23 protein-coding genes and 2 tRNA genes are annotated in these 24,689 nt (G+C 48.1%); 13 read left to right on the top strand and 12 right to left on the bottom strand.

Translation table 11 applies throughout. The features are described 5' to 3' along the window. Positions 1–49: 49 nt before the first annotated feature. Positions 50–772 carry a tRNA (cytosine(32)/uridine(32)-2'-O)-methyltransferase TrmJ gene (gene trmJ, locus NL324_RS05760; RefSeq protein ID WP_253306696.1) on the bottom strand — a complete coding sequence of 241 codons (723 nt, stop codon included), beginning with the start codon at positions 770–772 and terminating at the stop codon, positions 50–52. A gap of 148 nt (positions 773–920) precedes the next feature. Here trmJ and pepB point away from each other — a divergent pair, with 148 nt between their 5' ends. The 7 genes from pepB to NL324_RS05725 all read left to right on the top strand — a co-directional run bounded on the left by pepB (position 921) and on the right by NL324_RS05725 (position 8,977). Further along, positions 921–2,231, top strand: a complete 1,311-nt coding sequence (gene pepB, locus NL324_RS05755) for an aminopeptidase PepB (protein ID WP_253306695.1) — start codon at positions 921–923, stop codon at positions 2,229–2,231. A gap of 51 nt (positions 2,232–2,282) precedes the next feature. Continuing rightward, positions 2,283–2,639, top strand: a complete 357-nt coding sequence (locus tag NL324_RS05750) for a DUF4870 family protein (RefSeq protein ID WP_253306694.1) — start codon at positions 2,283–2,285, stop codon at positions 2,637–2,639. A 283-nt stretch (positions 2,640–2,922) separates the two neighbouring features. Further along, entirely contained in the window at positions 2,923–4,038 is a 1,116-nt protein-coding gene (gene potA, locus NL324_RS05745) for a spermidine/putrescine ABC transporter ATP-binding protein PotA (RefSeq protein ID WP_253306693.1), read from the top strand. Next, positions 4,025–4,879 (top strand): spermidine/putrescine ABC transporter permease PotB, encoded by an 855-nt coding sequence (potB, locus tag NL324_RS05740; protein ID WP_436298258.1) that lies wholly within the window; start codon positions 4,025–4,027, stop codon positions 4,877–4,879. Before potA ends, potB begins: the two co-directional genes overlap by 14 nt. Further along, a complete protein-coding gene (potC, locus tag NL324_RS05735; RefSeq protein WP_253306691.1) occupies positions 4,876–5,646 on the top strand; it encodes a spermidine/putrescine ABC transporter permease PotC in 771 nt (256 codons plus the stop codon). Before potB ends, potC begins: the two co-directional genes overlap by 4 nt. A gap of 43 nt (positions 5,647–5,689) precedes the next feature. Further along, positions 5,690–6,751, top strand: a complete 1,062-nt coding sequence (locus NL324_RS05730) for an extracellular solute-binding protein (RefSeq protein WP_253306690.1) — start codon at positions 5,690–5,692, stop codon at positions 6,749–6,751. Positions 6,752–7,012: 261 nt separating this feature from the next. After that, positions 7,013–8,977: a hypothetical protein gene (locus NL324_RS05725; RefSeq protein ID WP_253306689.1), complete on the top strand. Its 1,965-nt coding sequence runs from the start codon at positions 7,013–7,015 to the stop codon at positions 8,975–8,977. A 349-nt stretch (positions 8,978–9,326) separates the two neighbouring features. Here NL324_RS05725 and gap read toward each other — a convergent pair whose 3' ends face one another. Both gap and NL324_RS05715 read right to left on the bottom strand, forming a co-directional pair. Further along, on the bottom strand, positions 9,327–10,322 hold the full coding sequence (gap, locus tag NL324_RS05720) for a type I glyceraldehyde-3-phosphate dehydrogenase (RefSeq protein WP_253306688.1): 996 nt from the start codon (positions 10,320–10,322) through the stop codon (positions 9,327–9,329). 105 nt (positions 10,323–10,427) lie between these two features. Then, positions 10,428–10,517 (bottom strand) — tRNA-Ser (locus tag NL324_RS05715). 231 nt (positions 10,518–10,748) lie between these two features. Here NL324_RS05715 and NL324_RS05710 point away from each other — a divergent pair. Beyond that, positions 10,749–11,405 (top strand): Bax inhibitor-1 family protein, encoded by a 657-nt coding sequence (locus tag NL324_RS05710; RefSeq protein ID WP_253306687.1) that lies wholly within the window; start codon positions 10,749–10,751, stop codon positions 11,403–11,405. A 167-nt stretch (positions 11,406–11,572) separates the two neighbouring features. Here NL324_RS05710 and hspQ read toward each other — a convergent pair whose 3' ends face one another. The 3 genes from hspQ to gltX all read right to left on the bottom strand — a co-directional run bounded on the left by hspQ (position 11,573) and on the right by gltX (position 13,809). Beyond that, complete coding sequence (gene hspQ / locus NL324_RS05705; RefSeq protein WP_253306686.1) at positions 11,573–11,890, bottom strand: heat shock protein HspQ; 318 nt, start codon at positions 11,888–11,890, stop codon at positions 11,573–11,575. Between the two features lie 126 nt (positions 11,891–12,016). Then, the gene (locus tag NL324_RS05700) at positions 12,017–12,343 is read right to left on the bottom strand and encodes a TusE/DsrC/DsvC family sulfur relay protein (RefSeq protein WP_301282777.1); all 327 of its coding nucleotides are present in this window, start codon (positions 12,341–12,343) and stop codon (positions 12,017–12,019) included. Between the two features lie 29 nt (positions 12,344–12,372). Further along, a complete protein-coding gene (gene gltX / locus NL324_RS05695) occupies positions 12,373–13,809 on the bottom strand; it encodes a glutamate--tRNA ligase (RefSeq protein ID WP_253306685.1) in 1,437 nt (478 codons plus the stop codon). 204 nt (positions 13,810–14,013) lie between these two features. Between gltX and NL324_RS05690 the strand changes: the two genes are divergently transcribed. Both NL324_RS05690 and NL324_RS05685 read left to right on the top strand, forming a co-directional pair. Next, positions 14,014–14,089, top strand: a tRNA-Val gene (locus NL324_RS05690). A gap of 100 nt (positions 14,090–14,189) precedes the next feature. After that, positions 14,190–15,092, top strand: coding sequence for an N-acetylmuramoyl-L-alanine amidase (locus NL324_RS05685; protein WP_253306684.1), 903 nt, complete (start codon positions 14,190–14,192; stop codon positions 15,090–15,092). A gap of 34 nt (positions 15,093–15,126) precedes the next feature. Here NL324_RS05685 and NL324_RS05680 read toward each other — a convergent pair whose 3' ends face one another. From NL324_RS05680 to zipA, 3 genes are all read right to left on the bottom strand, one after another. Then, complete coding sequence (locus NL324_RS05680) at positions 15,127–15,717, bottom strand: GNAT family N-acetyltransferase (protein ID WP_253306683.1); 591 nt, start codon at positions 15,715–15,717, stop codon at positions 15,127–15,129. After that, entirely contained in the window at positions 15,704–17,755 is a 2,052-nt protein-coding gene (ligA, locus tag NL324_RS05675) for an NAD-dependent DNA ligase LigA (RefSeq protein ID WP_253306682.1), read from the bottom strand. Before ligA ends, NL324_RS05680 begins: the two co-directional genes overlap by 14 nt. 90 nt (positions 17,756–17,845) lie before the next feature. Beyond that, the gene (gene zipA / locus NL324_RS05670; protein WP_253306681.1) at positions 17,846–18,628 is read right to left on the bottom strand and encodes a cell division protein ZipA; all 783 of its coding nucleotides are present in this window, start codon (positions 18,626–18,628) and stop codon (positions 17,846–17,848) included. 358 nt (positions 18,629–18,986) lie between these two features. Here zipA and NL324_RS05665 point away from each other — a divergent pair, with 358 nt between their 5' ends. From NL324_RS05665 to crr, 3 genes are read left to right on the top strand one after another with little or no spacing between them, the layout of a single operon-like run. Beyond that, positions 18,987–19,256: an HPr family phosphocarrier protein gene (locus NL324_RS05665; RefSeq protein ID WP_253306680.1), complete on the top strand. Its 270-nt coding sequence runs from the start codon at positions 18,987–18,989 to the stop codon at positions 19,254–19,256. 8 nt (positions 19,257–19,264) lie between these two features. Beyond that, on the top strand, positions 19,265–21,046 hold the full coding sequence (gene ptsP / locus NL324_RS05660; RefSeq protein ID WP_253307139.1) for a phosphoenolpyruvate--protein phosphotransferase: 1,782 nt from the start codon (positions 19,265–19,267) through the stop codon (positions 21,044–21,046). Positions 21,047–21,080: 34 nt separating this feature from the next. Continuing rightward, positions 21,081–21,590, top strand: a complete 510-nt coding sequence (gene crr, locus NL324_RS05655; RefSeq protein ID WP_301282760.1) for a PTS glucose transporter subunit IIA — start codon at positions 21,081–21,083, stop codon at positions 21,588–21,590. Positions 21,591–21,776: 186 nt separating this feature from the next. Here crr and NL324_RS05650 read toward each other — a convergent pair whose 3' ends face one another. The 3 genes from NL324_RS05650 to NL324_RS05640 form a co-directional block, all read right to left on the bottom strand. Continuing rightward, positions 21,777–22,091: a hypothetical protein gene (locus NL324_RS05650; protein WP_253306679.1), complete on the bottom strand. Its 315-nt coding sequence runs from the start codon at positions 22,089–22,091 to the stop codon at positions 21,777–21,779. Then, positions 22,067–23,377 carry a hypothetical protein gene (locus tag NL324_RS05645; protein ID WP_253306678.1) on the bottom strand — a complete coding sequence of 437 codons (1,311 nt, stop codon included), beginning with the start codon at positions 23,375–23,377 and terminating at the stop codon, positions 22,067–22,069. Before NL324_RS05645 ends, NL324_RS05650 begins: the two co-directional genes overlap by 25 nt. 239 nt (positions 23,378–23,616) lie before the next feature. Next, positions 23,617–24,576 carry a glycosyltransferase family 2 protein gene (locus tag NL324_RS05640; RefSeq protein ID WP_253306677.1) on the bottom strand — a complete coding sequence of 320 codons (960 nt, stop codon included), beginning with the start codon at positions 24,574–24,576 and terminating at the stop codon, positions 23,617–23,619. Positions 24,577–24,689 lie beyond the last annotated feature (113 nt).

Here is a 24,689-nt window from a genome sequence, read left to right as displayed (position 1 = left end):
AGAGGTTTGTCACATCAAGTTCAAACTTCTACAAGTATAGTGATTTGGCTTAAGTCGAACGACTCCGTTTTTCAATCGCCGTTAAAATACCACGCCATAAACGAAGCTCTCCCTCCTCTAAGCGGGCGCGAGTGAATAAACGACGACACTGCGGCAGTACCTGCCCAGAGCCCTGGGGACGTATAAACCCTATCTTCTCTAAGACACGTGCGAGATGGCGATAAAAATCGTCCAAAGCAGCGACCGAAGGATACTCTGTCAAGTCATCGACAGCGGGGGTTGGCTGCTCACCATAGGCGCTGTACAGCTCATAGGTGATGATCTGTACCGCCATCGCGACATTCAACGAGCTATAGTCGGGATTCGCTGGGATAGTGATCTGATAGTGGCACTGCTGCAAGGCAGCATTACTAAGCCCGTTTCGCTCACACCCAAACAGCAGCGCCACTGGATACTGGCGAACTTCCTGCAAGACCACCTCAGCACCCTGGCGTGGCGTCAGCGCTGGCCAAGCCAGAGTGCGTAACCGGTTACTGAGACCGACTACCAAGCCACAATCGCCAATCGCCTCGGCGAGGCTATCCACTATAGTGAGTGTATCGAGCACATCACTGGCGCCCGCAGCCAAGGCGATGCTCTGGGCATCTGGTCTAACCTGAGGGTTGACTAAGAGCAGGGAGGCTAGCCCCATGGTCTTCATCGCCCGGGCGGTCGCTCCTATATTCCCTGGATGGGAGGGCTCCACCAAAACAATACGGATTGACTGTAACATCGTTTATACTCTGCTCTGAATAGCTGTTGACCAGCCGTCGCTCTCGCCGGTTAATACCGTATTGTAACTGCAATCAACGCTAAAATCGGTTACTTTAATCAAACAGGCCAAAATGGAAAGCTTCACACTGCTTCAGGAGAGATAACCCATGGCAAATAGTCGAATGCCAATTGCTCTAACTTCCCAGCCCGCTCCTGCCCAGTGGGGCCCGGAGGCACTGCTTAGTGCCGATCATCAAGGGATGATGATCCATCTGCCTGCTCACGATCCGCTCTCGGTCATCCAGCAGGCTGGCCGGCGCGTGGCAAGCCTGGGGATCCAGGCGGTGATCCTGTCAGGAACCGATTGGCATCTAGAGTCCTGTTGGGCCTTCTGGCTGGGTTTCCGCGATGCCAAACAGCAACAAACTATTGAATGGCCCCCCTTAGCCCCTGAACAACAGCAGCTCCTACAGCAGCGTCAGTTCGCTGTCGATTGGGTCCGAGATCTCATCAATCGACCTGCAAACTCCTTAGGACCGCAACAACTAGCCCAAGAGGCTATTGCCCTACTCCAGCAAGTGGCCGCCACCTCGATACAGTATCAATGCCTCAGGGGAGAGGCGTTAAAACAGCAGGGATATCATGGCCTCTACAACGTTGGGCGCGGCTCCGCTCGCGAACCGGTGCTGCTCACCCTCGATTACAATCCAACCGGCCAGGCTAACGCGCCCGTGCTCGCCTGTTTGGTCGGCAAAGGGATCACTTTTGATAGTGGCGGCTATAGCTTAAAACCGTCGAAATCGATGGAAACGATGAAGGCTGACATGGGTGGCGCGGCGTTGGTGACTGGAGCCTTAGCGCTGGCAGCCGCCCGTGGCCTGCAGCAACGGGTGAAGCTCTACCTCTGCTGTGCAGACAATCTAGTGAGTGGGCAGGCTTACACCTTAGGCGACGTGATCCGGTATCGCAATGGCAAAACAGTTGAAGTAGTCGACAGCGATGCTGAAGGTCGGCTGGTACTAGCTGATGGCTTGATTGATGCCTCTTTACAGCAGCCACAAGTGATCATTGACTGTGCGACCCTCACCGGCTCAGCCAAAATAGCAGTGGGGGATGATTATCATGCCCTGCTGAGTTTCGATGATCACCTGGCTTCTCTGCTACTGGCTACGGCCCTGCAGGAGCGTGAATCTTTCTGGAGACTACCCCTGGAAGAGAGGCACCGACAGCAACTCCCCTCACACTTTGCCGATTTGAGTAATGTGGCTGCTAGCGCCCATACTGCGGGTGCCAGCACAGCGGCAGGTTTCCTCTCGCATTTTGTCACTCCCTACCAACAAAAGTGGTTACATATTGACTGTGCCGCCAGCTATCGCAAAATCGGCGTTCAACAGTGGGCGACTGGGGCAACAGGTATCGGGGTCCGCACCGTAGCCGCTTTTCTACTGAAACTGGCAGCCAGTACGACCCAGAATTAAGAGAATTACTGTCGAAAACTAACCCATTTTACTCCGCTGGATTAACAGGTTATGGACCAACGCATTATAGACTACACTACAAGCGGTAAAAAAAATTTAGTGTTAGTCTATAGCTTATATCTGGGCAGTCTGCTGTCACCGCTCTTCCCATTCATTGGTGTCGTGTTTGTTTACCTGAATCAAGATAAGGCCGATGACTGCTGCACCAGCCACTACCTTTTTTTGCTTAGAAGCGTTGTGTTAGGCCTGATTGGATATGGTTTATCCTGCATCATGGCACTGATTGTCATCGGTTTCATACTCTATTTTTTATTAGCCATTTGGTTTACACTTCGGATGGTGATCGGCTTGAAATATTGTTTAAATAATCAACCGCATCCCAATCCTAAAACACTGTGGATTCGCTAGGAACACTCCATAATCTTTTTTTCAATGACGGTTTATTAACAAGGATTCTAAACCCAGCTTCAGGGATCTGGGCCGGTTTTTCATGACGAATTAAACTTTTTATCGACATCAATCGCCGGACACTCCTTTTGAGTGGCCACTGTTTCAAGTGGCGTCGTCCCCTCTGAAGTTTCGACAGACTTGAGAACACTCCCCGGTCAAAAGAGATCGCTTTCAATTTAAGCTGCACCATTCTATGATGCGCAGCCAAGCTTAGCGTCTAACAGGAGACCACTCAAAGGAGATGGCTGAACACACGGTTGATAAACCGATTATCGAACTGCGGGGGATCTGCAAAAGTTTTGCCGGCAAGCGGATTATCTCCGATCTGAACCTGCAGGTTCAAGATGGGGAGTTCCTCACTATTTTAGGCCCGTCAGGCTGCGGCAAAACAACGGTATTACGGCTGATTGCTGGCTTGACCCGTGCTGATCAGGGTACGATTATCTTAGATGGCCATGATATCACTCAGCTACCCGCTGAACAGCGTCATACCAACACCGTGTTTCAAAGCTATGCACTGTTTCCCCATATGACTGTTTTTGATAATGTCGCCTTTGGCTTGCGGATGAAAAAAACCTCGGCAGACTGCCTACAGAGTCGCGTTACCCAAGCCTTGAAGATGGTACAGCTGGATGGATTAGCACAACGCTACCCTCAGCAACTGTCGGGTGGGCAGCAGCAACGGGTGGCCATTGCCCGTGCGGTGGTCAACCACCCGAAGGTATTACTACTGGATGAGTCACTCTCAGCACTCGACCATAAGCTGCGTAAAACAATGCAGAATGAGCTTAAAGCTTGGCAGCGTGAATTAGGCATCACCTTTATTTTGGTCACCCATGATCAAGAAGAGGCGCTAGCCATTGCTGATCGTCTGATTGTGATGCGTGAAGGGACTATCGAACAGCAGGGCAGCCCTCGGGAAATTTATGAGGAGCCACGGAATTTATTTGTTGCCCAGTTTATTGGCGAAAGTAACCTATTCAATGCCCAGATGCTCTACCGTATCGATGCCGAACGCATCTGTGCTAACGTACAGGGTTATGAATGCACCTTGTTGGTCCGCCAAGCAGTCTCTGCTCACCATCAACTGAAGGTGTTACTGCGACCGGAAGATCTTCGGATCACTGAGATCCATGATAATCAACCGCAACTCGGGCTGATTGGCTACGTTCGGGAACGCAACTATAAAGGGATGACCCTGGACTCCATGGTCGAGCTGGAAAATGGTCAAATCGTGAGGATCAGCGAATTCTTTAATGAAGATGATCCCAATGTTGACCACTCTCTGAACCAAAAAGTGGCCGTAACTTGGGTGGAAAGCTGGGAGGTCGTATTGACCGATGATGCCCTCTCCTAAATTCCGTCATCTGGTGATCGGCCTGATCACCGGTTGGTTGGGCCTATTTGTCTTGTTCCCTAACCTACTGATTGTCATCACCAGCCTCCTCACCCGTGGTGAGCAGCAGCTGATCACGGCTACCTTCACGCTGGATAACTACCACCGCCTCGCTGATCCTTTATATATTGCGGTCCTGGGGCACTCCCTATTCATGGCCACAGTCGCCACCCTATTCTGCTTACTCATCGGCTACCCCTTTGCGCTGTTTCTCGCCAGACAACCGCGAGCACGTCAGCAGTGTCTATTGCTACTGGTGGTAATCCCTTTTTGGACCAACTCCCTGGTCCGCCTCTATGCCTTTAAACTCTTGATTGGCACCAAAGGGGTGTTGAACTCCCTACTACTGACCCTGGGGGTGGTTAAACAGCCCCTACAAATCCTGTATACGCCTTTGGCCGTCATTTTAGGACTGATCTATATCCTACTACCCTTTATGATCCTACCGCTCTATGCCACCCTTGAAAAACTAGATTGGATCTATTTAGAGGCCGCAGAAGATTTAGGGGCCAATGCCTGGCAGAGATTTATGCGTATTGTACTCCCATTAACCTTTCCCGGTATTGTGAGTGGCTGTATATTGGTCTTTCTCCCAGCCATGGGCCTATTTTACGTCGCTGATCTGTTGGGCGGAGCGAAGCATCTCCTCATTGGGAATGTGATTAAAAATCAATTCCTCAATGCTCGTGATTGGCCTTTTGGTGCGGCCACTAGCGTTAGTCTCACGCTATTGATAGGGTTGTTGCTTCTGCTCTATCACCACCTAAGCCGACCACTGCATAAAATCCTGAATCCAGAATGATCAAACGGCTGCTCCTGGTAAGCTTAATCACGCTCGTGTATAGCTACCTCTATTTACCCATTATCCTACTGGTCGCTAACTCTTTTAATGCTTCTCCCTATGGCTTTACCTGGGTCGGGAGTAGTCTCATCTGGTATCAAAAACTGCTACATCATGACAGTTTACTCCAAGCAGCCCGTAACTCTTTGGTGATGGCGACGTTGTCAGCCACACTAGCCACCCTCATGGGCTTGCTAACCGCCGTGGCATTATACTGTTACCAATTTCGTGGTAAGCGTTTAATCAATGGGTTGCTCTTTGTTGTCATGATCTCACCCGATATTGTCATGGCAATCTCTCTATTAGTGCTGTTTAGCTTGCTGGGGTTATCCCTTGGTTTCTGGACACTACTTTGCGCCCATATTACTTTCTGCTTGCCTTTTGTGGCGATCACAATCTATAGTCGCTTGTGCGGATTTGACCGTAAGATGTTAGAAGCGGCACGTGATCTAGGAGCTGGCGAGTGGATTATCCTCCGTAAAATTATTTTACCGTTAGCCCTGCCAGCACTACTGTCTAGCTGGCTGTTAAGTTTCACCCTCTCTCTGGATGATGTAGTGGTCTCTGCCTTTGTCAGTGGCCCGACCTATGAACTCCTGCCCTTAAAGATCTATTCGATGATCAAGGTAGGTCTCTCCCCCGAAGTGAATGCCTTGACCGCCTTGCTGTTGCTGATCTCACTACTCTTTATCAGCCTTAGTCAATTCCTGCTGCGTCAACCCTCCTAAGACTGCTCCGTTTACCACGCTCTTGATCAAGGAGTCCAACCCCATGCTGAACTATTTCATCTCTTTTATCGCTGCCATCACCGCTTTATGGCTCAACCTGGGACAGAGTTTAGCCAATCCCGCCCCGAAACAGCAGGCGATCCTCTATTTCTATAATTGGTCTGACTATATTAGTCCCGAGGTATTGACTCAATTTACGCAAGAGACCGGGATTAAAGTGGTTGAATCCACTTATGAATCTAACGAGACGCTGTATGCGAAGTTAAAAACCTATCCTAGCGGCAGCTATGATCTGATTGTACCCTCGACCTATTTTGTATCAAAAATGCGCCAAGAGGGGATGCTGCAGAAAATTAACCACTGCCAGCTTAAAAACTTTAACCATTTAGATCCACTGCTACTGAATAAACCGTTTGATCCTCAGAATGAGTATTCAATCCCCTACCTCTGGGGTTTTACCGGCATCGGCATTAACCGGGATGAAATGGATCCTCAACAGATTCACTCCTGGGCTGATCTCTGGTCTCCACAGTATTATAATCGGCTACTGGTGATTGATGATGCCCGTGAGCTGTTCCATATTGCCCTGCGACGGTTAGGGCACCCCGCCAATAGCACTGATCCCCAACAGATCAAGGCCGCCTATCAAACCCTACGACAACTACTGCCGAATATTTTACTGTTCAATTCTGATTCTCCAGCAACCCCCTTTATCGCCGGAGAAGTCAACTTAGGCATGCTCTGGAGTGGTGCTGCCTATAAGGCCCGTCAAGCGGGGATCCCGCTACAGCTCCTCTGGCCTACAGAGGGGGCGATCCTCTGGATGGACAGCTTAGCCATTCCAGTCGGCGCTCAACATCCAGACAATGCCTTAAAGTTGATTGACTTTATCTTAAGGCCCGATATTGCCGCCAAGATTGCACAACATATTGGCTATGCCACTCCAAATAAAACGGCAAAAGCCCTGCTCCCTGAGGCCGTGCGCGAAGATGCTAGCCTCTATCCTGACGCCAACCACCTGCAGCAGGGGGATTGGCAAATCGATGTGGGTGAAGCTCAGAAACTCTATGAAAGCTATTTTCAACAATTAAAAACCGGCTACTAATCGCTTATGTTGCTCTGACTTGGGTAAATAAAGCGAAGCCAACTAACTGCCAAGGCTTCCACAAAGCTTTCTAAGATTGAAGCAGAGTGCTTTATCCAAAAGCTGGAGAGACGTTAAATGCGCACCTCTGATTTAATCAGTAGGCTACGAAAACAGAATCAGGGAAAACCTGTGCCGTGTCACCTTTTGGCTCTCTCCGTTTTCTGATTCGATATTTATCTGATAAATTTATTTCATAAAAGCATAAATAATGTTATCATTATGGATACTTTTACACCTAAAAGGTTAATCATTATGCCCTTTATACCTTATACCCTGATAAGAACAGCTGATTTAAAGGGAATTAGTTGTTCTGTAGACGCCATAGAAGGAGAAGAAATAAATTCATTTATTTCAGGTAAATTTCCTTTTGGATCCTACGCACTACCAACAGGAAAGCTCCTATATCTACCTTCAGTTTTTTTTATAGATCTACATGGTTATGCACCAAAAAATGGTGATAAACCGGAGTATTTTTTAAAATCTACTCAAAAAATTACAGCTGCTTCTTTAATTTCAAGCATCATAAAAACCACCTATAACAAAAAGCAAATTAATGTAATACATTTACTCTCGTGTTTCTCTGAAAACGCTCACCACTGTCTAGATGATTTACCTGGAAATATTATATTATGCACTTACTCAGAACCTAATCAGGTATTCTTTTCGAAAGATATTTTATATTCTATAGAAGAAAAAATTGACGCAACTAATTTAATAAAATATACCCTAGATAACTTACACTTATGTGCTGCTGTTGGTTTTAAAATAAGTTGTAAAATAGATGAAAAAATATTTCAACATAAAATAAATTCTGATGGTATAAAATTAAGTAAAAATTTAGAAGAATTATTATGCTTCTTACAAAAAAAGTATGAATCCCTAAAAATTTTTTTTGATACACTTCAGAAAAAATTTGTCAAAAACTATCCTGAAATTTTTTCTGAACCTTTATTTCATGGCGCTAAGATTTTTAATGAAGAAGAACTGTCTCGTGCTGTAAATATTTCATTATCTCTAGAAACTAGCAGAAAAAATATTGATATCAATAAAATAAATAATCTGTTAAAAATAGGAGTCAGCCTAAATTCTTCAGCGTTAACTGCCCCAATAAGAGCAAAAAATTATGTAATTGTTGAATACTTATTAAAACACAACGTGCCAGTTAGTACGTTGCATATCAGTGAAGCTATTCGTGAAAAAGAGTTGAAAGTGCTTCAAATGTTGCTGCAACACCCCTCAGCAGAGGTTGATACGTTGCGTATCAGTGAAGCTATTCGTGAAAAAGAGTTGAAAGTGCTTCAAATGTTGCTGCAACACCCCTCAGCAGAGGTTGATACGTTGCGTATCAGTGAAGCTATTCGTGAAAAAGAGTTGAAAGTGCTTCAAATGTTGCTTCAACACCCCTCAGCAGAGGTTGATACGTTGCGTATCAGTGAAGCTATTCGTGAAAAAGAGTTGAAAGTGCTTCAAATGTTGCTGCAACACCCCTCAGCAGAGGTTGATACGTTGCATATCAGTGAAGCTATTCGTGAAAAAGAGTTGAAAGTGCTTCAAATGTTGCTGCAACACCCCTCAGCAGAGGTTGATACGTTGCGTATCAGTGAAGCTATTCGTGAAAAAGAGTTGAAAGTGCTTCAAATGTTGCTTCAACACCCCTCAGCAGAGGTTGATACGTTGCATATCAGTGAAGCTATTCATGAAAAAGAGTTGAAAGTGCTTGAAATAGTGCTGCAACACCCCTCCGCGGAGGTTAGTACGTTGCATATCAGTGAAGCTATTCGTGAAAAAGAGTTGAAAGTGCTTCAAATGTTGCTGCAACACCCCTCAGCAGAGGTTAGTACGTGGCATATCAATGAAGCCATGCCTGAACAAAGCTTAACAGTATTATTTAACCTGCAGAAAAATCCTCAATTTTCACAAGATAATCTATATGATGCTCATTCATATATCATTGAAAAAAACTTGGAAGTATTTAAAACGATACTAAATCACCCATCTACAAAAATTGATATAACTCCTGACACTGCCTTAAAAAATCTCATACAAGAAATCAATACATCACCATATGTTCCCTTTTCAGTACACAAAAATACTGTTAATTTAAATAAAAATAATATTTTTTGGAAAGCTATTTCGAACGAAACAATAAAAACACAATTAAACAGATTAATGTCTATATTATGACTGACAGAGCGATTTATCTGGGATTTCTGCTGAGTTATGGCTATCTTAATAAATCAGCACTTTGACTTAATGCTGGATTCACGCAATAAGTGCAACACGGCGTTTAGTATAAATTTCTATCGGCGTTAAGCCCTTAAGAATTTTTCTTGTAGTCATATTAAGCCCCAATTCCATTAGGCTTCTGAAACTCAGCATAAATCATATAGATAACATGGGTGATGGCCGATTTGATAATTTCTGCCAGCAGTCATGATGACTCACTCCCCAAAATACCACTCAATAAACTACCCGAAAAGGCTCGGGTAGTTCTCTAGCTTGCAAAAACTGAAAAATGCTCTTGTAGAGCCTATCACCGCATCATATGCCTAATCAGATCGAGGACTTTATTGGAGTAACCAATTTCATTATCATACCAAGCCACCACTTTGACAAACTGCTCGTTAAGCGCTAGCCCGGCTGTAGCATCAAAAATCGCGGTGCAGGTTTCGCCCAGAAAATCGGTGGAGACCAACGCCTCATCAGTATAGCGTAAAATACCTCGCAACGGTCCCGCTGCGGCCGCTTGCATCGCTTGACAAATCGCCTGGTAAGAGGTCGGTTTAGCCAAGCGGCAGGTGAGATCAACCACCGAGACATTCGGTGTTGGCACCCGAAAAGCCATCCCAGTCAAACGTCCCTTGAGATCAGGAATGACTCTGCAGACCGCTTTAGCAGCACCTGTGCTCGATGGGATAATGTTTTGACCGGCTCCCCGTCCCCCGCGCCAATCTTTCTGCGATGGACCATCCACAGTTTTTTGGGTGGCCGTCACGGCGTGTACGGTGGTCATTAATCCCTCAAGAATGCCAAATTCATCATGCAACACTTTGGCAATGGGCGCTAAGCAGTTGGTGGTACAAGAGGCGTTGGAAACAATGGATTCCCCAGCATACTGGTGGTGGTTAACCCCCATCACAAACATCGGAGTATCATCTTTGGGCGGCGCGGTTAACACCACACGCTTTGCACCCGCTGTGAGATGTTGACTGGCGCTGGGAGCCTCTAAAAACAGCCCAGTGGCTTCAACAGCCACCACGGCACCCACCGCATCCCAGGCTAACTGGGCTGGATCACGCTCAGCCGAGACTCGAATGGTTTGACCATTCACTACTAACTGGCCATCATGAACAGCTACTGACCCTTTAAAAGGACCGTGGGTAGAATCATATTTGAGTAGATAAGCGATATACTCTACCGATAGCAGATCATTGATGGCGACCACCTCCATCTCAGCATGCTGCATAGCCGCGCGAAAGACACAACGTCCAATGCGCCCGAACCCGTTGATACCTATCTTGATTGCCATATGAGCTCCAGTTTAAAAAAGCAAAGATGCCATTAATCGAGGCACTTTACAGGAAACCTAGTAGGGATCAAGTGAAGGAAGAGAGAAGTGAATCAATCGTTTAACTGGCGGAGGCGGTAGGATTCGAACCCACGGTACTCTTGCAAGTACGGCTGATTTCAAGTCAGCTGCATTCAACCGCTCTGCCACGCCTCCAGGCGATTGGCGGACTATAAACAGCTTCTGGGCGCTTGTAAAGCAGTTGCCTCGCTTCAGAAAGCAAAAAATAGGAGGACAGACTTTAATGATCGGCACCCCGATCTCGAGCTTCACTGGGACCTAGGGCCTTCCCTGTAGAGGCGATGGCTAAACAGTACTATAACTATTGGGACCATTTGGTGTAAAATGAGGGTTAGTTAACCTGATTGATTTGAGGTGATAGTGATTATGGAACGTACCATTGTTTCTAGTAGAAAAGCTTCACTACTCAGTAGCCACCGGGTACTGCGTAATACCTATTGTTTATTGGCGATGACGCTGGCTTGTTCCGCGACTACCGCCCTACTGAGTGCCTCTTTTAGACTGCCTGCCCTATCTCCCTGGCTCTTTTTAGTCGGGGCTTATGGCTTAATGTTCTTAACCCATTACACCGCCAACAGCGCTTATGGCATTTTGGCAGTCTTTGCGCTGACTAGCTTTATAGGCTACAGCCTGGGACCTATTGTCGGCTCACTGCTACACAGTGGTGCGAGTGATATCTTAATCACTGCCCTGGGAGGAACCTCTTTGGTATTCTTCGGCTGCTCCGCTTATGTGCTCACTACCCAAAAAGAGCTGTCTTTTATGGGCGGTCTGTTAACCGCGGGAGCCATTGTCTTGCTCATCAGCATGATAGGCAATGCTTTCTGGCAGCTGCCCGCTTTTTCCTTAGGGATCAGTGCTCTGTTTATTCTGGTCTCTTCAGGGACTATCTTGCTGAAAACCAGTGAGATTATTCATGGTGGCGAGACCAACTATATCCGCGCTACAGTCAGTCTCTATGTCTCGCTGTACAATATCTTCTACAGTCTACTGCATCTTCTTAGTGCTCGACGTAGTGACTAAGTTCATTGTGGCTGAAGAGTACACCAAGCACACAGAGGCCCTGGAAGGGAGCACACCCCCCTCCAGTACTTAAAATAGTTGGACTGCAACTCCTTTTGTCAGGATTAGATCTAGCGGCAACCAGCAACGGACAGCCCCCTAGAGCTGGAAACCCAGCCACATTTCAGTTAATGAAGCAACTGCGGGTTACGCAGTTGCTTTTTGACAGCATGAGCAAAATCATCTAGGACCGGGTGTTCAGGATGAACAGGAAATAACTCCTTATCCAATTGCATTTCAGACACATAGGCTTGCAAGGCATCACCGTGATCATCCTCGGTGACCACGGTGTACCAAGGTGCTCGACGCAAGCTATCGTCTATGTCTAGCGATTCTACTTGTGGCTGAGATAGTGAGTACTCAGAATCGACGTCCACCACAACACCCAGGTAACCGAATGTTTTATGGCGCACCTGTTGTCCAATATCGAATTTAACAGCGATCACGGTGTTCTCCCGAATAGTAAGCTGGACAGCTCTCCCTTCAACATGGCACCAAAATAGTCCCTTTCAAGTTCGTTGAGTCATTTTGTCTTTAGTAATGGTGTATTTAAAGGGTAGCACTCTTTCGGCTTAAAGACATTTTACCGGTTTAGGTAAGCCAGCTATTTTACTTCCCTGTTGGGCTGGCCCCCGCGGAAATAGCGCGTAAAGATAATGACTAGTTCCTTTTTCTGCTCCATAACGCTGCTGCCACGCTTTAACCAGTAGTCGCATGGCGGGCGAGGTGTGGTACTGCTGATAAAAATCACGTAAAAAATAGAGCACTTCCCAATGCGCTGGGGTTAATACAAGGCCTTCCTGTGCTGCAGTCGCTTGTGCAAAAGCCACACACCAGCACTGGGGATCAGCCAGGTAACCTTGATGATCAGTAGTGGTCAGCGTCTCCTCCCGCTGCAGTGACGAATTTCTATTAACCCAAGGGGCGATCACCGAGGAGCCTGTTGATCAACTGCTGAAGCAGTCTGCTCATTGATGAATGCTAACGCTTGTTCAATACGGGCTAACGTGCGACGTTGTCCCACCGCCTGCAGCGTCTGTTCGATAGCCGGTGACTGTAACCCCCCCGTCACTGCCACCCGCAACGGCATGCCCACCTTGCCTAATCCTAGCGATAGCTCTTCTGCCACCTGCTGGATGGCCTCTTGGATGGCTGAGGCCTGCCAAGCGTGCAGCGCCGCCAATTTTGAATACGCCAGAGCCAGTGGTTGACTGGCAGCTGCCTGAAGCTGCTGGTGCGCAGCCTCTGGATCTAAGGCGATCGGCTCATTAAAAAAGTAGTGGCTGGCCTGAGCCAGCCGATCTAACCGCTGATAACGAGGCGCTAATAAGCGTACTATCTCTGTTAAAGCCGGCCCCTGGCGGCTCTCCACCGCCTGCCGTTGCAGATGCCAAGCCAGCTGTTGTGCCACCGTTTCCGGCGGGAGCTGGTTCATATAATGATGATTTAGCCACAGCAACTTCTCCCTATTAAAGGCGCTAGCGGAGCGATTCACCGCGGCCAACGAGAAATAGCGTTGCATCTCTTCCAATGAAAAAATCTCTTGATCACCATGAGACCAGCCCAGACGCAACAGATAGTTTAAGAGTGCTTGCGGCAGATAACCCTCATCCCGATACTGCAGCACACTCACTGCACCATGACGTTTTGAAAGCTTTTTGCCATCTTCGCCCAGGATCATCGATAAATGGGCATAGTGTGGAATGGGAGCACCTAGGGCTTGTAATAAATTGATCTGCCGTGGGGTATTGTTAATGTGATCTTCGCCACGAATGACGTGGGTGATTTTCATATCCCAATCATCGACCACCACACAAAAATTATAAGTGGGGGTGCCATCGCTACGACAGATCACCAGATCATCCAATTCGCTATTACTAATGGTAATAGGACCACGGATTTGGTCGTCAAAGCAGACCGCACCCTGCTGAGGATTACGAAAACGCACCACAGAGGGTTGATTCGTAGTGATAAGGGGTTGGCTATCGCGACACCGCCCATCGTAGCGCGGTTTTTGACCGGCCGCCCGCTGCTGTTCTCGTACAGTTTCTAAACGGGCTGGACTACAGTCACAACGATAGGCACTGCCTGATTCCAATAGCTGATTGAGTACCGCTTGATAGCGTTCAAAACGCTGTGTCTGATAGTAAGGACCCTCATCCCAGGTTAACCCAAGCCATTGCATGCCTTCAAGAATCGCATCAATGGCCGGCTGAGTTGATCGCTCACGGTCGGTATCTTCAATCCGCAAAATAAATTGCCCCCCCTGATGCCGAGCAAACAGCCAGGCATACAGGGCGGTGCGAGCTCCCCCAATGTGTAAATAGCCGGTGGGACTTGGCGCAAAACGAGCTCTAACCATCATAACTGTGTCGGGTGCCGCAGTGACTATACCGTTGCCGACACCTCTCCCCTCTATTACTGAACGATTATCGGATTAATTGTACGTCAATTATAATGCCGCAGCCAGACGTACAGTACCCTAACTACTGATCTCTGGTTTGAAAAAATCGTTGACTCTGCCTCAGTGCCCCCTATAATGCCGCCTTAGCGTAACGCAACGCACTAGGGACGATTAGCTCAGCTGGGAGAGCACCTCCCTTACAAGGAGGGGGTCACTGGTTCGAGACCAGCATCGTCCACCAAAGCCCTTGTGACCTACTTTTAACAAGTAGGTTGCTTTAATGGTTACAAAAAGTTAATATTGGGGTCCATCCGTCAGCTTTTTCGATGAGGAATCCTGATATGAAAATCTACTCCCGCCCCTCTCCCGCTCAGGATAGACGAATTAGGCATCTCGTGATGCACTATACGGCGGGCAATTTGGCTAGCTCACTCCAGTGGTTGGCGGGACCACAAGCCCAGGCCAGTGCTCACTACCTACTCTCTGATACACCCGAAGCGGATGGGGAAATTCCAATTTATAAGTTAGTGGAGCCTGAAGAGCGTGCTTGGCATGCGGGCGTCAGTTCATGGCATGGCGTGAATAACATCAACTTCTCTTCTGTTGGCATTGAGATGGTCAATCTAGGCTTCATTGAAGCGAAGCCGTTAGCGAGATCAGTCCAACACGCCTTTGCTGACGAGGCCACTTATCGGGATCATCAAGGTAGGCAATGGTTTTGCTATCCTAAAGAGCAGATAGCTGCCCTGATTGAACTGGTTGCCCCGCTGATTAAACAATATAGCCTTACCCCAACTCGCATCATAGGTCATGCAGACATCGCACCCGGTCGTAAACAGGACCCTGGTCCGCTATTTCCTTGGTATACCCTGGCTTGTGAGGGAATTGGTGCCTGGCCACGAGCAGAGGTGGTGGAACACTACCAGAAGCAGTTAAAAGAGAAACCACTGACCGTCGCTCAGCAACAAGCCGCTTTAAAAGAATATGGTTATGAGGTGCCGACTCACGGCAATTTGGATCAAACAACAAAAAATACAGTTGAATCCTTTAAGATGCATTTTTCGCCTGCTGATTATTTCAATGGAACAGAAAACAATAGCCAGGCTATGTTATGTGCTTTAATCGAGGAGTACTATCCACAAGCTCGGGATACCCTGCTGGGCCGTCAACTCCCTTCATCAGGGGTGAAGCCCTCAGCAGTGACTTCGAAGGATCAACTGTTTAAACCCGTGTCACTCTGCTAGCGGTTCAGCCGATCGACATTTTTTACCAGAATGGTCACAATCCCTCGATCACTTTGGCATAACTATTGTGATCTATCACTTCACCAGTCATCTGCTCAGCTTGTTTGATAACCTCTGTAAAATGAAAACCATTGCGTAGCGCTAGCGCATTGCTTTTCCGGTTGGTGACGCTACAGTTGATGATAAATTTCCGAAGGATCCCCCGTTGAGAGTAGATTTCAATCAGCTTATTTAAGGCCGCTGAAACAACGCCTTTCCCCTCTAGAGGGCCATCGATCCAATAACCAATCGTGGTGGTTTGATGAGCGGAGTCTATCGCATTGAAAGAGATGATGCCGGAGACTCGGCCTTGAACGATAATCGTATACGTTTTACTCACGCCACGGTGATGATCCGCAGATTGTTGACGGATAAAGGCCTGGGTATCCTCTACGCTCATAACCTGTTTAGGCCACGCTAGAAAATGGGAGAGCCTCTCTTGATTGCATTGTATAAGGTCAAATAATTCACTGGCCATCGATGGCTGAATCACTTCAAGTGTAATAGCGTCACTTACACAAATCGTTTCGCGGCGGCCATCGTGGGGTTTTTGACTCACACTCAAGGGGGCTTTATCTTGATTCATGCTTATTTCCTTCACTGGGGTGACTATTGAACCAGTTGAGAAGCGCCTGCTCATCAACTATCGGGATATTTAGACGCTGCGCTTTTGCTAACTTACTGCCAGGTTGCTGACCCACGACCAACCAATGGGTGCTCCGTGATAGGGTCTCACTCACTTCGGCGCCTAATGCCAGCAGACGCTCTTTCGCCTGTTGGCGGGTTAAGCTGTGCAAAGTGCCGGTCAGTACGAACCGTTGCCCCTTTAAGGGATGATCCACAATCTGATCCTCTACCAGTGGATCGGGCCACCGCACCCCAATCTCCGGTGACAGCAGCTCTGCGAGAACCTTCTGGTTATGCGGTTCTTGTAAAAAGTGATCCAGGTGGTTGGCCACCCCTTCACCCACCTCGGGAACAGCTATCAGCTGCTGCAAATCAGCGGATTGTAACGCTGCTAAGCTCCCGAAATGGTTGGCCAGATGCAGGGCCGTACGCTCTCCCACTAGCGGGATCCCCAAGGCAAACAAAAAACGGGGAAAGGTGGTCTGTTTGGCTTTTTCCAATGCTGCCAACAGCTTCTCCGCTGATCGGCGTCCCATCCGTGCTAACGGGATTAACTGCTCTAGGGATAAACGAAATAGATCGGCAGCAGTCTGGACTAACTGTTGATCCACCAGCTGTTCAATCAGCTGCTCCCCTAGCCCCTCAATATCTAATGCCCGCCGGGAGGCAAAATGCTTCAAGGACTCTTTACGCTGGGCTGGACAGATCAACCCCCCACAACAACGGATAGCGGCTTTGCCAGGCAACCGCTCTAACCCGCTATGACAGGCTGGACAGTGATCAGGATAGCGGATAGCTCGTGCCCCGGCTGGACGCCGCTCAGCGATCACACTGACCACCTGCGGAATGACCTCACCGGCTCGGCGGACAATCACCGTATCCCCCTGATGTATCTGTAGTCGATTGATCTCATCGGCATTATGCAGCGTGGCGTGGCGAATCCACACGCCAGCAACCGCCACCGGCTCCAGCTGAGCCACCGGCGTAATCACACCAGTACGCCCCACTTGAAAAGTGACCTCCCGCAATAGAGTCAGCTCCTCTTGGGCGGCAAATTTGTAAGCCGCCGCCCAACGGGGTGCACGAGCCCGAGCGCCCAACTGCTGCTGCAAACCGAGCTCATCAACTTTAATCACAATCCCATCGATAGCAAACCCTAAGTCGAAGCGCTGTTGGCTGATCTGCTGATAGTAGTGCAACACCGCCTCTGCGCCACACAGTCGTTGGCTCCAATCACTCACTGGCAAGCCCCACTGTTTGAATTGCTGTAAGCAGCCCCAGTGACTGGTAGGCAGCTGGCCCCCCTGCACACTCCCCAAGCCGTAGCATAAAAAGGTTAGGGGCCGTCTAGCAGTGATAGCGGGATCTAACTGCCGTAGCGAGCCTGCAGCCGCATTACGCGGATTAGCGAATCGTTTTTCACCGCGCTGCTCCGCCTGGGCATTGAGTTGGGCAAACCCCGCCTCTGTCATGAAGATTTCACCACGCACCTCTAATACCTCAGGGAGAGAGTCACCCTGTAAGCGTAAAGGAATCGCCCGTATCGTGCGCACGTTGTGGGTGATAGCCTCACCCGTCACACCATCTCCTCGCGTGGCGGCCTGTACCAATAGCCCCGCTTCATAGCGTAAACTCACCGCCACCCCATCTAGTTTTAACTCCCCACAGAGCATCAGCGGTTGCTCACACTGGAGTGCCGTTTGTAGTCGCTGTAGAAAAGCCAAACAGTCGGTTTCAGTGAATAGATTCTCTAAAGAGAGCATGGGAAGGGTGTGCTGGATCGTGGCAAATGCAGACTGCGCTGCCCCACCCACCCGTTGGGTCGGCGAGTCTGGCGTGATCAAATGGGGGTGTGCTTGTTCCAGCTGTTGTAGCGCCACCATTAAGCGATCATATTCAGCATCTGGTAGGGTCGGCGCATCTAATACGAAGTACTCATAAGCCGCTTGCTGCAGCTGCTGGCGTAGCTGTGCTAGCTGGTGGAAGACATCTTTCATGATTTTTTAATGAATTTCAAGGTGGTGTTCTAATAGCCTGTACTACCCTCAGGGAAGATGCAAGCGTTCGCAGCGCCTAAAATCTCGGCTTTAAGAGGCTTTAGCCAGCAGGCGACGGATCCGGGCTGTATACTGTTTTCTGGTTTCTAGGGTCAACAGGTGGCGATCACTATCCAGAACGACCCCACTGACATCATCCGCTAGCCGTTGTGCTGCCTGTAACATCAGTTTAAAATTTTGCAGCGCATCCCCATAAGCCGGGATAGTCATGCACAGGGCCACACCAGGCGTTGTAAATTCACTCATGCTGCTCGGGTTAAACGTACCCGGTTTCACCATGTTCACTACGCTAAATAGAATAGGTCCGCTGGCCAGTGGGTTCAGGTGTCGATGGAAAACCGCCCGTTCACCATAGCGGAAACCCAGTTGTAATAAGCTACGAAGTAGCGGCTCTCCATAGAGTCGATCCCGCTGGTGGGCCATGACATACAAGAGTAATAGTGGCTCGTCATCTGCCTTATCGCTTGGTTCCGTTGTCACCTGATCAACCGAAGATTCAGCCTGTCTGTGGGACGATTCCAGGCCCATCAAAGCGGGCGGCTCTGGCAAGACGCTCTGTTGGATCTCTGCAGTCACCCGTGATGAGGCTACCCACTCTAAGGAAGCGCTCTGCAGCGGTGCAAAGGTGGGCTCCTGCACACGACGAACAAGCCGTTGATCAGCTGAATCATTGCCACTGCTCTGGTTGACCTGACGTGCCGACATTATCCGTTGAATCAATGACAACAACGGTTTTTTAATGAAATCACTATAGATCAGCATCAGCCATTGCTGGCGGCGGCTAAACCCGCCTCGCACTCGTAAGCGACTCATAACCGGCTACTCACGACGAGCACGCCTAAGCGCAAATTTTGCATCATCTGCCCCTCTGATGTGCTAAGGTTCCAATGGTGATTACTCTTTGAACGTTTATCGTCACCAGTTATGCCGCTTCAAGCTTAACCGACTTTGTTTATTGTTATCTATCAATCGATTACACCAGGATCCCGCTCTCATCAGTTTCTACCGCCTTTCAGACCATTAGCATAGCTAATAAAATCACCGCTTGCCTCAATCAATCATGACCTTATCACCAAACTGATTGCTTGAGCGCTCATTGACACACCAGGGGTAATAGGTAAGCTACCCTATTAGACCCAAGATACAATAGAACAACCTAGGATCCCCGGCCATGTACCAACAAGCTGTTACCATTACCTCTTCTCACGGTCTGCATGTCAGACCTGCTGCACAACTGGTTAAAGAGGCGAAAGCCTTTACAGCTGAGATTACGCTCTCTGCTCATGGTAAAAGCGCCAGCGCCAAAAGTCTATTTAAGCTACAGACCTTAGGACTCTCTCAAGGAACCGTTGTCACCATCAGCGCTGAGGGTGCCGATGAGCAACCCGCTGTCATGCGTCTAGTCAGCCTACTCAATGAACTGAATGTGGGAGCCGCCTGATGGAATTGATGGCTTCCCTCCTCCTGGCTACAGAGGACGCCCTACTTTCAGGTGTGATCGCCTCCCCGGGTATCGCGTTAGGTCCAGCGCTACTCGTTAAAAAACAGCCCCTCACGATCAACCGCCAACCGATTGCGGCTGAGGCTATACCACAAGAGATGGCCCTTTTTTTTCAGGCACGGGATCAATCCATTCAACAACTCCAGGCGATTGAGGAGAAAGCCTACCAACGATTTGGCGAACCAGAGGCCGCTATTTTTGAAGCACACCGCCTATTGCTAGAAGATGAGCTGTTTGAAGCGGAGGTAATGGCCTATATCCAACAACACCAGGCTGCACTCTCCTCAGCCATTGAAGCGGTTATTGAGCAGCAAGCCCTCACTTTAGAGCAGTTAGCGGATGACTATTTGAAGGCACGGGCAGCCGATATTCGGGACATTGGCCAACGTCTGCTCAGTAATGCCCTAGGCGTCCCATTGGTCGATCTTCAAGCACTCTCAAAACCAGTTATTTTAGTCGCCGAAACGCTAACCCCTTCGGAAACTGCTCAGCTTGATGTTGAGAAGGTTTTGGGTTTTATCACCCGCCTGGGCAGTAGCACCTCCCATACTGCCATCATGGCGCGCGCACTGGGGATCCCAGCACTAGTAGGCGTACACCAAGCCTTGGAACTAATCCACCAGGATGATCTGGTGCTGCTAGAGGCTACAAATAACCATGTTGTCATTAATCCTACTGCCGAAACTATCGAGGCTTTCAAAGCGCAGCAACAGCGTGAGCAACGACAACAGCGCTTACTAGCTGTTTTAACCGATCACCCGGCCGTCACCTTAGAGGGACATCAAGTTAGGCTGAGTGCCAATATCAGCCACTTTAATGAGCTGAGTGCTGCTCAGCAGCAGGGTGCTGAAGGGGTTGGTCTCTACCGTACCGAATTTCTCTTCATGGGACGAGAGGGTCTCCCCTCCGAAGCAGAGCAATTCCAGGCCTATCAAGCCGTAGCACAACAACTGCGATCAGGGGAGGCGGCGGTGATCCGCACCGTCGATATTGGGGGTGATAAACCGCTGCCCTACCTGAATCTACCCACTGAGAGCAACCCTTTCTTAGGCTGCCGCGGCGTTCGTCTCTATCAGCAGCACCCTGAACTACTCCAGATCCAACTGCGGGCCATTTTACGAGCTTCAGCGTTTGGCAAACTCTGCATACTCTTTCCGATGATTAGTCTCGTTGAAGAAGTTCACGCCCTACAAGAGCAGCTAGCACGGTTGAAGCAGCAGTTACACGCTGAAAAACAGCCGTTTGATCCGCAGATCAGCGTCGGGATTATGGTTGAGACCCCGGCAGCAGCCGTGATGGCCTCCCATTTAGCTCAAATCGTCGACTTTTTAAGCATTGGGACCAATGATCTCACGCAGTACACCTTAGCGGTGGACCGGGGTAATCCATTGATTGCCTCCCTCTACAACCCGCTCTCCCCAGCGGTACTCCAGTTTGTTAAACAGATTATCGATGCCGCACATCAGTTCGGAAAATCGGTCTGTGTGTGTGGAGAATTGGCTGGTGATACACAAGCCACCCTCCTATTACTGGGGCTTGGTCTAGATAGCTTTAGTGTGAGTGCCCGGGCGATCCCCGCTATCAAAAAAGTAATCCGTAGCGTTCACTTTGCAGCGGCACAGCAACTGGCCCAACAGGCACTGATCCAGTCAACAGCCGCTGATATCCACCGACTAATGACTCAGTCGATGGAAAAATTAGCGCTTACTGACATTACTCTGTTACAGTAATGTCAGTAAGTTGTAAAGAATTAGGAGCACTGCCATGACGCTCATTCAGCTAATGAAGCAATGGATAGCCACTCTAGGACATTCAAGCAGTGAGCTGATGATTTACGCCCCTGTCTCTGGAGAGATCGTTGAGCTGGAAACCGTACCCGATAAAGTCTTTGCGGAAAAAATCGTCGGGGATGGCCTAGCTATCAAACCCACCGGTAATACCCTAGTGGCCCCGATTGACGGCACTATCGGTAAAATCTTTGACACGAACCACGCCTTCTCTATTCATTCCGACTGTGGTATTGAGTTGTTTGTTCATTTTGGCATTGATACGGTGGATCTCAAAGGGCAGGGCTTTCAGCGGCTTGCTCAGGATGGACAATCCGTCAAGCGGGGTGATCCTATCCTCTCTTTCGATCTACCTTGGTTAGAAAAAAAGGCTACATCAACGCTAACGCTCGTGATTATTGCCAATATGGAGGCCCTAAAGTGCCTAACCAAGCTATCTGGTCAGGCGATCCTAGCGGAAACTATCATCATGCGGGTTAAACAGTAATGTCCTTAGAGATAGAAAAAATGATCTCTCTCCTGTCAGTCGGTGGCTCCATTCTATCATTTTGTACCAGCTTAAACTTAATCTGACAGTTACCGGTTTTTCAATGGGCGTCTAATACACCATTGCTCTGGGAGGAGCAGCGGCAGGTGTTGAAATCACCATAACAGGCGACTGCCGCCGAGTTTTTTACTTTATCGTCAATAATAGACCATCTTTAGTTTCTTTTTGAATATCAAAATAAAGTGTATAGGCCATTAAGTCCCTGCTACCGTAATTTCTCACAATCAGCATACGGCTATCAAATTGGTCTAGATATCGTAACATCTCTTGGGGTTTTATCAACTGGTGAGGCGCTTGTGGATCCAGCATGTTGCAGTATCTTCCAATACCAAAGCAATCTCCAATCGTTGTTCCGTTGAAAAAATAGATATTTTTTTCAAAACCCATCTGCACTAAACGAGGACCAAAAACAGGAATCAATTGATTAGCCTGTTGAAACAACGTGTATCCGGGATAGCATTCCAGTGCATGATCCCAGTTTTTAACTGTTTTAACAGCTTTAAGCAGATGACGCTGGGCATATAGGAATTTTGTAACCAAGTACCCGTTGATAATCTCGTTCCAATCGACCATTTTCTAACACCTTGATAAAGCGTATAAACGGTTAAAAAGCATCCTACCGCGAACAGCGGGGCTAAATAACGAGGGACTTGGGTGACATAAAACCAAAATAGAAAATAACTTAAGAAAATAACGTATAGAAAACGTAAACTGCTAGTTTCTTTTTTTAAAAAACAACAAGCAAACAGGGCGCAGATCCAAGGAGAAACATGTGCCTTAATCATTGCTGGGATCACATAAAATAAGTTGGTGCCGACACCAAAGGTTGCTTGCTCCTGTGTTTGACCGATCAGATCCTGAGCATCCCATAGAAAGTGTCCGAAAAAAGCACCTCCAGCGGGGTGAATAGGGTCACCAGAGATGAGTAGACTGCGTAGGTACCAACTGATACCAAATAGCGTTCCCGTGATAGCGTAGGTTAAGGCTGCTCGCCAAGCCTTGCAGACAACAAGCAGATAAAGTCCAAGCAGAGTTGCCAGCACAGCGCCAAAATATTTACTACCGGCGGCACCACCTGCCAGTAGACCCGCCATCACTATCCATTTTCTGGATTGACGGTCACTCTGGTTCCACATGGCTAGAGCCAGTATGGCTCCCCAGCAGAAAAGTGCTAGGCCATGATCAATATAAGCATACCCAATGATATTCCTAGAGGGTCGCAGCATCAGTAGCATAGCGATCGCTAGATAGCCTGCAAAGGTAGAATTTAGTATCCAAACAGTTGCGCCCATTAACCCGATGCAGCTAATAAATAGTGGCAAGGTTGCTAAGCCTTGTGCCATCACTTCATGGCCTAGCATTAGTCCTAATGCCAATAGCAAGTCGATATTTTGTGGAAACAGCGGAAAGCGTAAATATTGATTCAAAACAATCCCATGATTTTCAATATAAAATCGTGCCAGGGGCAAGTGGAAAGAGGTATCATCCCAATCTCCAGGCACTTTAACCGCTTTCAACATTAAAAATAAAAATAGCAAGATGAAGGTCAAAAGTTCAAAGAATGTCTGTAAGCGAATCTGGAAAATCGCTATGAAGTTGCGGTAGGATAAAGTCCGCAGTAATGCAAAAACCGCTAGCAAGCAGCTGGCAAGCCCAGTCCATAAAATGGTCGTTTGATAAAACCATTCCATGATTCCTAAAATAAATAGAATAGTAATATTCAACATCAAGCCACAGCTCATGGCAAAAAAACAGTGGAGATAACTATTATTGTTAATGCCTTCTGGATGCTGCCAAAGTTTCAAGGAGTGGTTCACTGCAAATCCAATAACACTACAGTGCAGCAAGAATAAAGAGAGCCATAACAGGTGCAACGGTATGAGATGAGTATTAGGCATCACAGCATCCTAGGAATTGATTGTTATTTTCTGGTTGATGGTCTAAATTGAGTGGAAGCATTGGGCAGTTAGCGCTGCCATTTCTTCATGATATGTAACGGTTTTTTTGGTACAGTGGCGATATCATAGCCGATAAAAGCTAAAATAAATTGCAGCCCTAAGAGTACGGGCAACGCGGCCAACATGACAGCACCCGCTGGGGTTGGAGCGCCAGAGTGCAACGCTTTGATCCAACGTATACTCCCAAAAGTGATCCCAGATAACAACAGCAAAAGACCTAAGGGTAACTCAATAGAGGCCAGGGACATGTCTCGAAGATAGTAGTTATAAAAAATTCTTTTGCCAAAGTTTTTCACATTTTTAAATGCAAACTCTATGATAATTTTATGAATCTTTAGATGACTGATTTCCAGTCCATATTTTGCAGCCATGGGGATATCGACGACTACAGCACGTAACGTATTCAGCCGAAACAACATATCCGTTTCAAAAAAGTAACCTTGACTGATTTTTTCGAAAGGAAGGCATTGAGCCACGACCCGATGAATGGCTGTGTAACCATTCGTTGGATCAAATAGATCCCAATAGCCAGAGGAAATCTTGGTGATCAAGGAGAGTAGTGCATTACCTAACAGGCGTGCTTTAGGCATCGTATGAAGATCTTCTAAGTCAAAGAAGCGATTTCCCTTAGTATAATCTGCTTCGCCGGCGAGAATCGGCGCTATGAAGCAAGGAATTAAGCTGGGATCCATCTGGCCATCACCATCGACTTTGACGATAATATCCATATTATCTGCCAGTGCCGCCCGATAACCGGTGATCACCGCACCACCAACCCCCTGATTGTCTGAATGGTATAGCACCGCCACTCGTCGATCTACGCACTGATTCTCTACCAGGCGACCTGAGCCGTCGGGACAAGCGTCATCGACAACGTAGATTTTAGTCACTTCTCGACCTATTTGCCCGAGCACTTCTAAAATAGAAGTACAGACCTTATAGCTTGGGATCACCACCGCCACATCCACGGAATCTACTCCTCGTTTAACCGAAGGGATCAGGTCGCTTTTCCAGACTAACCTCTTAAGGAGGTTGCTATCTAACCTATTATTTTAATAGGAATTATTATCAGATAGCTCTT

Origin of the sequence: unidentified bacterial endosymbiont (assembly GCF_918320885.1) — a bacterium.
Taxonomy (GTDB): domain Bacteria; phylum Pseudomonadota; class Gammaproteobacteria; order Enterobacterales.
Note: the sequence above shows the minus strand (reverse complement) of the source record. Positions and strands in the feature narration are given on the sequence as shown.